This window comes from Ectobacillus antri (assembly GCF_003852715.1).
GTDB classification, from domain to species: Bacteria; Bacillota; Bacilli; order Bacillales; family Bacillaceae_G; genus Ectobacillus; species Ectobacillus antri.
Window position 1 is genome coordinate 1 of record NZ_RIAV01000041.1, and the last position, 9,400, is coordinate 9,400.

General features: G+C 33.7%; 7 protein-coding genes. 4 read left to right on the forward strand and 3 right to left on the reverse strand.

Features of this window, described 5'->3' with window-relative positions; translation table 11 throughout:
- The 3 genes from EEJ45_RS17485 to EEJ45_RS17495 form a co-directional block, all read right to left on the reverse strand.
- A partial coding sequence (locus tag EEJ45_RS17485) for a helix-turn-helix domain-containing protein (RefSeq protein ID WP_164464332.1) occupies positions 1–267 on the reverse strand: 267 nt, incomplete at its 3' end.
- A gap of 128 nt (positions 268–395) precedes the next feature.
- The gene (locus tag EEJ45_RS17490) at positions 396–3,344 is read right to left on the reverse strand and encodes a Tn3 family transposase (protein WP_124566036.1); all 2,949 of its coding nucleotides are present in this window, start codon (positions 3,342–3,344) and stop codon (positions 396–398) included.
- 36 nt (positions 3,345–3,380) lie between these two features.
- The gene (locus EEJ45_RS17495) at positions 3,381–3,932 is read right to left on the reverse strand and encodes a recombinase family protein (protein ID WP_124566041.1); all 552 of its coding nucleotides are present in this window, start codon (positions 3,930–3,932) and stop codon (positions 3,381–3,383) included.
- A 453-nt stretch (positions 3,933–4,385) separates the two neighbouring features.
- On the opposite strand from EEJ45_RS17495, the gene EEJ45_RS17500 reads away from it, so the two are divergent.
- The 4 genes from EEJ45_RS17500 (at position 4,386) to EEJ45_RS17515 (ending at position 8,985) form a co-directional block, all read left to right on the forward strand.
- The gene (locus tag EEJ45_RS17500) at positions 4,386–4,940 is read left to right on the forward strand and encodes a flavoprotein (protein ID WP_124566037.1); all 555 of its coding nucleotides are present in this window, start codon (positions 4,386–4,388) and stop codon (positions 4,938–4,940) included.
- Complete coding sequence (locus tag EEJ45_RS17505; protein WP_124566038.1) at positions 4,933–6,153, forward strand: MFS transporter; 1,221 nt, start codon at positions 4,933–4,935, stop codon at positions 6,151–6,153. Before EEJ45_RS17500 ends, EEJ45_RS17505 begins: the two co-directional genes overlap by 8 nt.
- A 14-nt stretch (positions 6,154–6,167) precedes the next feature.
- Positions 6,168–8,042, forward strand: a complete 1,875-nt coding sequence (locus EEJ45_RS17510; protein WP_124566039.1) for a tetratricopeptide repeat protein — start codon at positions 6,168–6,170, stop codon at positions 8,040–8,042.
- Between the two features lie 148 nt (positions 8,043–8,190).
- Positions 8,191–8,985, forward strand: a complete 795-nt coding sequence (locus EEJ45_RS17515) for a spermidine synthase (RefSeq protein ID WP_246000023.1) — start codon at positions 8,191–8,193, stop codon at positions 8,983–8,985.
- Positions 8,986–9,400: the final 415 nt, after the last annotated feature.

The following is a 9,400-nucleotide window of genomic DNA, read 5'->3' on the forward strand; positions in this document are numbered from 1 at the left end:
TTGTAACTTTTTTAAGTAGGCATTCTCCGCCCGTAAGAGTTCATTCTCTGCTTGTAGTGCCTCTACAGAGCCTGGTATAGGTTGGTTTTTAGATTCTTTTTTCTTCATGGATGGACGCCCCTTTGCCTTTGGTTGTAGAGCGTCCAATCCTCCTGCTTCAAACAATTCCCTCCACTTCCATACCGTACTGTCAGAAGGAATGTTAAAGACAAGTGCAGTTTCCTTAATGGACACCCTTGTTCGTTCTAAGTAATTCAGTACGTCCATTTTAAACTCCAAGGAGTGGTTTGTATACGGGGTCCCGCCAACATTTCGGAAATTTTGTACGCTAAGCAAAATTCGACACAAAAAAAGCCAAATACCTGTACGTTAAGGAATTTGGCTTACGCTATTGGTTAGTTTTTATTTAAGGGTCTTAGTGAATTAGCTGGTAATCTATTTGAATCAAATTTATATTCTCCAAGAAAATTAATATGTTCCCATCCTAACGGTGAAATGTGTGGAATTAATTCTTCTTTTAGGACATTATTTTTCTTAAATTCCTTTGTCACTTCACTTAAATACACAGTATTCCATACGCTTATTGCATTAATTAATATATTTAATGCACTAGCTCTTTGTAGTTGATCTTGTATCCCACGTTCTCTGAATTCACCACGTTTACCAAAAAATAAAGCTCTAGCCAATCCATTCATGGCTTCTCCTTTATTTAGTCCACGATGTATCCTTCTTCTTAATGTTTCATTCGTAATATAGTCAAGAATAAAGATTGTTTTTTCAATTCTCCCAATCTCTCGAAGAGCTGTAGCTATTTTATTTTGTCTTGCATATGAACCTAATTTTCCCATGATTAATGACCCAGAAACTCTTCCTTCTCGAATTGAATGTGCCAGCCTTAAGACATCATCAAAATTCTCTTTAATAACGTTTGTGTTAATCTTGCCCCGAAGTATGCCTTTTATGTTTGAAAAATCATTAGGAGAAGAAATGGTATATAATTTTGTATCACTTATATCTCTTAGCCTTGGTGCAAAACGAAACCCCAACAAATAGCTTAATCCGAAAACTTGATCCGTGTAACCAGCCGTATCAGTGTAATGCTCTTCAATTGAAAGGTCAGATTCATGATGTAACAATCCATCTATCACATGTAAAGCATCTCTTGCATTCGTATTGATAACTTTTGCATAAAAAGATGAAAACTGATCACTTGTAAAACGATAAATGGTTGTACCTTTCCCAGTTCCATAGTGCGGGTTTGAATCTGCATGTAACGATGATACTCCAACAGGGACACGCATACCATCTGAAGAAGATGTTGTCCCATCTCCCCAATATGTAGCTAAAGATAGACGGTGCTGATAATTTACCAGTGTGGCTTGAGCGCGAGTCATAGCATCTTCATGTAATCTCCATTGCATAACATTGGCCATCTGGCGATATGAAATATCAGGAGTTGCTTCTGCCATTTTAGTTAATCCAATATTCGTCCCCATCGCCATTAAGGTAGCCATTACAATAGATTTTTCCTCACCTTTAGGTGGCTGATTAGAAGAAGCGTGAATAAATGACTCTTCAAATCCAGTCCATTCAGCAACTTCCATTAATAAATCCGTAAGTTTAACTCTTGGAAGCATATTATAAAGAGATAAACTGAAATTTCTAGCTTCTTCAGGAGTATCTGCTTGTAGTCTCTCAACATGTATCTTTTGTTTCTCAATATTAATACTTTCAACTTTATCAATATTGTTGGAAATCCATTGAAGTTTCGTATTTAAAGTTTCACATCTTTCCTGTATATACTGTTCAAAACTTACATTAACAGCTATATTAGTCCCTTGACTCTTTGCTTTTCCCCAATCATCCTTTGACACTAAATATTCTTCAAAATCCTTATGTAATCGACTACCCTCAACCCAAACATCACCAGAACGGATATAGTTTTTGAGTTCTGTTAAGGCAGCCATTTCATAATATTGACGGTTAATGTTACCCTCATCATCAAAAACATGTTTTTGCCAACGTTTAGGAACAAAACTCAAAGGTGATCCTTCAGGAAGTTTTCTTTTTCCAGAATCATTTAACTCACGTATGGTATCTAATGCCTTCAATAAAGACTCTGCTGATTTAGTAGATTTAAACTCTAAAGAATCTAAAAGGATTGGAGTATATTTCCTTAAATAGTTATATCGAGTTTTTATTAAATCGAGGTAATCATAATCCATTGGTCTTGATAATAATTTAGCTTCTTCAATTGATTCTACAATTTTCTCCCAAGGCATTACTTTCTCTAGTGCCACATAAGGATCAATTTCTTCCTCTTTGGCTTTAATTAAAGCCGCTCCTATATCTGCGTAATGCACAACTTTTTCATTTACTGACTTTCCATTTTGTTTTTGCATCTCTTCTTGAGTTTTTCTCCCTTTTGCTTGTAACACCATCATTTGTCTATCATGAATTTCAATGGCATGGTCAGTTAAATCTTGGGAAAGAGTGATTAAGTGAGCCACTAATAATGCATATCTTTTATCTTCTCTAAATCTTCTAAAAGAATGGGGTTCATATCTTGCCCCAATTCGTGCTAGTTGTAAAAGTCTATTAGGATGTATTAATGCCGTATCGGCCGTAATATTCATTTCTTTAATGTACTTTAATCTTTTTGTGACCTTTAAAAAAGATTCTGGTGAAGACTGTCCGGGAATCTCCCGGAGCCAAGCTAATTGAGTTTTATTATTGTTTACCGTTAAATCAATCAACTTTTCTAGTTCATGCTTATGTCTTTCAGATAGATTACTTGTTAGTATGGAGTATATTTTTTTCTCTGCACGTGTTCTTGCTAACCAGACCATTCTCTCAATGGTTGGTATTGCAGGAAGGATTACTTTTTCCTTTCTTAATAAATCGATTGCAGTACGTACAAGATACATAGCATTTCCATTTTCTAATGCGGATTTTAAAAGAGCATTAGAAACCGTGCGATAATCACTGTTGTTAAAGTTTCTATATCCATATAATTGGCGTATTTCTTCTAAATGCTCACGCCTTGTTGTATCACTTTGAGCATATGAAGAGTAAACATCAGGATCTACATTAATTTGATTTGCTATATATTTAATAAGGTTATCGGGTATCTCTAAAATATTAATTAAAGTGCAACCGGGGTTTCTAAGAATGCATAATTGAAGTGCGAACCCCAATCGATTATGATCTCTTCTATGACGATTAATAACATCAATATCATAGTCCGATAGACTGTAATAAGAAGTAAACTCAAATTCTGAAAAATTATTAAGGTTTAAAATTTCCTTTCTTTGTTCCGGTGTCAGCAGTTCTTTTACACTCAAGTTAGATCATTCCTTATAGATAATTTTGATATAAGTCTAATTTACTTTGTCTAAGTATCTATACAGTGATGTTTTACTGATTCCCGTTGCTTCTGTAATTTGATTAATAGTATAATCCTTACTTTTATACATTTTTATCGCCATTTCTACTTTATCTTTTTTCTTTGTAGGTCTACCACCTTTTCTTCCTCTGGATCTTGCTGCTTGAAGTCCGGACTTTGTTCTTTCGCTAATAATATCTCGTTCTAATTCGGCAATGCTTGCCATAGTACGAAAGAAAAACTTTCCCATTGCTGTTGAAGTATCAATATTGTCGTTAATTGAGATGAAATCTACTTCTAATTCATTGAATAATTCACTAAGCTCAATTAGATGTTTTGTAGAGCGCGAAATACGATCAAGTTTATATACAACAATTTTGTCCCCACTGCGTAATACTTTAAGAAGCTCTTCTAATTGAGTTCTATCTTTTCTAGTTCCAGATAATTTTTCTTTATAGATTTTTTCTACTCCAAACCGTGTTAGTGAATCAATTTGCATATTCAAATTTTGTTCTTCTGTACTCACACGAGCATAACCGAAAATCATCATTCATCACCTGCAAAAGTTAGTTATGAACTTATTTTAGCACCAAAAACGGTATTGAACATAAAAAATGTTACTTTGATATTGGAAATGAGTTTTGGACCTCTGATCTAGTAAAAAAGGGTTGATTTAATATCTTCAATCTAAAGTTCCATAAACGTCCATTTTTGATACCATAACCGGTAAATACTACTCAGGTAATAATGCATTAGTATTATATCTTTATAGTCTAATTGGATTATTTATAAATTTTTACTTAAAATTTGTTGATTTCAGAATATTATTATAATAATATTGGTTTGTAAGTATTTCCTTTTATGGGAGGTGAATACATAATGAGATTCGAAGAGCGTAATGTATATGTTTGTGCACCTGGTACGAAACGTAAATAATTAGATTTAGATAAAAGGTTTGGAAGAGATTCCAGGCCTTTTATTCAATTACGGAGGGTTTAGTATGGAATACAAGAAAATATTAATTGGAATATCAGGTTCAATCGGAGCTGTAGAAATACATAGTTACTTAACTGAGATTCATCAAAGATTTAATTGTTCTATGAATATAATTATGACAGAAAGTGCTAAAAAAATTGTTAATCCTGATTCTCTAAAGTACTTTGTAGATGGATATGTATTTGATAATATGTTTGATTCATATTCTGAATTTAAAATTCCTCATGTCCACTTACCAAATTGGGCTGATGTTTTAATTATTCTTCCTGCTACAGCAAATATTATTGGAAAAATTGCTAATGGGATAGCAGATGATTTATTGGCAACTACGGCAATGGCTGCTACTTGTCCGGTTATTATAGTTCCTAATACAAATGAACATATGTATAACCGTCGTGCAGTGCAGAGAAATATTCAGGAATTAAAGGAAGATGGGTATTTATTTATAGAGCCAGAAGGCGAGGGAGTGCAATTATCAACAAAAAAGAAAATCAAAGGGGCTATGCCTTCACCTAAAGAGTTTGTATCACAATTAGAAGGGATGATTTTGCATGCCTGAAGCTGTTGTCAAAAAAAATGTAAATGTTCAACTTGATACGAGATTCAATCTAATTTTAGTGGGTCTTCTATTTTCTCGTATTGGGACTAATATCTATATTTTGTCATTACCATGGGTTGCTTACAACTTGACAGGATCAGCCGTTATCATGGGAACAGCATTTGCAGTCGAAATGCTTCCTTTTGTTCTCTTGCTTCCTTTTGGTGGTGTACTTATAGACCGATTTGATAGAAGAAAACTGATGATTTTTGCCGACATTACAAGGACCATATTGGTGTTAAGCATTCCGATTATGTTTTGGATGGACGCTTTACTCATTCCTTCGGTTTTCATTATTGCTTTCCTTGTTTCTACATTATCTTTTTTTGTAGACGTTCCTTTACAAGCTATTATCCCTCAGATAGTTTCAAAGGAGAATTTAACAAAAGCAAATGCTCGGATTCAATTTATAGAGAATCTTTCCAGAACTGCCGGACCACTTCTTGGTGGAGCCTTGATAGGCTTGTTGGGAGTGCATAATTCTTTACTAATTAATAGCTTTTTTTACCTTGTGATGGCCCTATGTATCTTCATGATAGGTCACATTCCCCGTATTAAAGAAAACGAAGATGTAGGTAAAATATGGGATGACATTAAAAAAGGGTTTTTGTATTTATGGAAACGCTGGGATCTACGTGTTATTGCATACATTAGTGTTTTATCTAACTTTGGAATAGCACTAGTGATGTCAACTCTAGTTTATTACCTAAGAGATATTCTTAAAGTAAGTGCAACTTACTCAGGTATAGTCTTTGCTGCTATAGGAATTTTTGGTATGCTTGGTAGCTTAGTGGTAGAACCGTTAGTCAAAAAGTTCAAAAGAGGATATGTAATAAGTTTTCTGCCTATATTAGGCGGTGGCATCGGGGCCTTTATTGTGGCATTATTCCCTAATTGGATAACTACAGCTATCGGTTTTGGGCTTTGGGGAGGATGCATTACCACTTTGAGCATACTGCTAAATACTTACAAACAGGAAAGTATAGAAAATGACCTTTATGGCAGAGTTGAAGGTTCACTTACATCCATTTCATATTTATCTATACCACTTGCAGGTTTAATAGGAGGACTTGCAATTCAAGGTGTGGGAAGCGTGTTTACTTATCTAATCGCTGGTTGTTCAGTTATTCTTGCAGGCGTTTTATCTTTCTTTTCGCCGTTACGCAAGATATAGAAGGAGATTAAATTATGATTCAAGACCTATATACGAACGGCAATAGTAAATTTATTTTAAATAGTTATCAACCTATCTCTCAGGACTCTCCTAGGCATATATCTTATTGGATTGAGGGAAATGTAAGCATAGAAGAGTTGAAATCGGATATAATTCGTTCTTTTCCTGAGAAAAAGATTGTTTTTTACACAAAATTAAACCGAATGGAACGCTCTCTATTAAAACCCTTCAGGGATTTCCTCTTGGAACACAAATCGTCATGGATGGATTGGGATTGGGTAAAGGAATATAAATATGAACTTCAAACCTTATTTCCCAGTAGTAATGATGAAGATCGCCCTGATATTTTTAGCGTTTCTTGGGGCTGGTCTGAAGTAAGACTCAATAGAGAAATCCATTGGGGATTTCGTTTGGTTCATTTTGTCTCAAGGATTATTAGTAAGCTAGCAGAAATCCAGCCTGTTTCTATATTAATAGAGGACTTGCAAAATTCAGACCGCATTTCTATATATTGTATTCATCATCTAGCTTATAACTTAAAAGTTCAAAATTTAACGTTTATCCTAAACGTAAAGGGTTATTACTCACTGAACTATAAACTGGATAATGGAAAAGGAATTACTAAGCTACTAAACAATTTAAAGGCAAAGATTGACCCAGTAATTATTAACGGAAGTGACTTGGTTATACAAGAAACTAAAACTTATTGTGCTTCAGATGATAGTTTAGAAGATAATGTTAACACATTTATACACTCATTAAAGTCAAGTGAGGTTGAATATAATGAGGTATTGGAAAAGCTTCACAGCTCACTACATTTATTTAATCTTGAAAACGTATTGCTTTTAGGAGATATAATTCTGAATAACCTAAACAGGTTTACTTTAGAGCAACAAAAAAGACTTAGCTATGAGGTATGGAGACATATCGGAATCGCTCAGGTATTTATGGATGACTACAATAATGCGATACAATCTTTCATAAAAATGAAAGAGTACACAGAATCAGTTGGTGAGAAAGTTAAAGCTTGTCACTTAATTGCTACGATATATGGAAAGAGACTTAACAACATTGATGGGGCCAAGGAATATATACAAAAAGGAATGAATATAGCCCAAAATAGCGATGATTTTCGTACTTTATACGAAAAAGGCTGGCTCTATAACTATGTTGCATACGTTTCATATTCTTTAGAAAAAGACTTCGATAAAGCTTTGAACTATGTTAATCAGGCAGTAGAATTTCTTAAACCGTTTAAGAATTACACTCCGGATAGTAAAATTATGGACGAAATCGGCAATCCAATATCTGCCGAACGCTTACTAGGTAACCTAACAGCAAATATTTCTTACCTTTATTTTTATAAAGGAGACTATCAGCAAGCACTAGAAGCATGGAAATCTCTTGAAAAAGATATTGTAGATGCCCCTGAAGTATTCAAGAAAGAGTATTTTTACTTTGAAGGCAATTTGTTTTTGCATTTAGGAATGTATAGTCAAGCAGAAGAATCTCTAAAGAAATCATATATTATTTGCGAAAAGTATAATGATATTTTCCATCAGGAGATAGTATCTCGTAAACTAGGATACACTCACTTTTTAATGGGAAAGTATGAGGTATCCATGACTTATTACAAAAATTCATTTCAACTAAAGGAACTGTCAGGTAAAGCAATTACGAATAAAGATTATCAATCTCTTGTACTATGTCTTTTGTTATCTGGAGATATTAAATCAGCTAACAAAAAAGTTGAAGAACTTAAAGGGTTTATCAGTCAAGAATTTGTTGATTTTTATGAAGACTCAAAGAGCTTGTTTAATAATGCTAATAAATTTTTAGAAGAAGGACCTGTTATACTACTAGAGCCTTTCCCAATGATGAATCTTTAATGGAGTTGATTACATGCTATTACCATGCATAAAATGTTATTGTTACGCGGATCAAACCTTCACAGTAAGTATAGGAAATAGGGAAATAAAAGAGAGTATCTGTTCTTCATGTAAAGAGTCAATACAGGATGAATTTGAAAACTTGATAATGAAATGGACTATGGATTTCTTTGGAGAAGAAATACTTTTTAAAAAGAAATCCGCATATTCAACAATTTATGTATCTGAAAGCGATGAGCAAAGAAATCTAAGGTTTCTTACTTCCTTTCAATCTGGAATACTAAAAAATGAAGAAGGGACTTCTACACCTTATTTAAACAGTTTTTTACTTGGACCTATTTTTTTAAATAGAGAGATTAAAAAAATTCTATGTATAGGGTTAGGTACAGGGTACCTGGTTAAAACGCTAAGAAGAATTTTCCCTGAAATTGAGATTGACGTAGTTGAAATAGACGAAGAGGTCTACAATGTAGCTAAAAATTATTTCAATTTTAGCCAAGATGGTAAGACAGAAGTACATATTGTGGATGCTTTTAACTTTGTTGAAAATGCGAATAGTTCAGACTATGATTTAATAGCGTTAGATGCTTATGACGGAAATGAAATACCATCGCATCTTGATACAATCGAATTCTACGAAGAACTTAGTCGTATCTTAATGGCGGACGGAATTCTAATTACGAACTTGCATGGACGCTTAACAGGGGAACATTCTATAGGTTTTAGAAACTCGTTTGATAAAATGGGAGTTGTTTTTAAACACAGTATCTTAATTCCTTCTCCTAATGAATGGGAGATGAACATACTGACTCTGTCTTCTAATAGTCAGATTGACAAGATTAGTGCGGATTCTAAAGTGTTACCAGCAGAGTTAATATCATTAATTGATCCTTGGTTAAACACTAGACAATATAATGAAAAAGACATTGAAGAAAAGGTATAATCCAAAAATTGAATGAATTATTTCAAAAAGCCCTGATTATTCTGCTTACCGTAGAGAAATCAGGGTTTTCACTTTCCAGTATTTCTTAAACATATACTATTTCCGTATTATCAAACAGAACTAGGAAATGTTCTGGGACATCAATACTGTTCAACCCATAATAAATACTGTTTGAGGTGTTTACATAACATGGACCTTTGTTGAGTAAGAAAAGGAAAATTGATCATTTAAGAGAAAAAATCACTTTTTTTATCCTGAATTTGCTTAGCGTACAAAATTTCCGAAATGTTGGCTGTACCCCATGCCCATCAAGCTAACAACGTAAATGACTATATACGAAATGATCCTTGTTTCAAAACTAGCGAGTAACGGAAAAGTAGGCATGACAAAGAAGCCTACTAAAATATGATTTTTT

Bases quoted from the DNA above. Each gene is read 5' to 3' on its own strand.
- EEJ45_RS17510 (WP_124566039.1), top strand. From the start codon at position 6,168: ATGATTCAAGACCTATATACGAACGGCAATAGTAAATTTATTTTAAAT.
- EEJ45_RS17500 (WP_124566037.1), top strand. From the start codon at position 4,386: ATGGAATACAAGAAAATATTAATTGGAATATCAGGTTCAATCGGAGCT.
- EEJ45_RS17505 (WP_124566038.1), top strand. From the start codon at position 4,933: ATGCCTGAAGCTGTTGTCAAAAAAAATGTAAATGTTCAACTTGATACG.
- EEJ45_RS17515 (WP_246000023.1), top strand. From the start codon at position 8,191: ATGAAATGGACTATGGATTTCTTTGGAGAAGAAATACTTTTTAAAAAG.
- EEJ45_RS17495 (WP_124566041.1), bottom strand. From the start codon at position 3,932: ATGATTTTCGGTTATGCTCGTGTGAGTACAGAAGAACAAAATTTGAAT.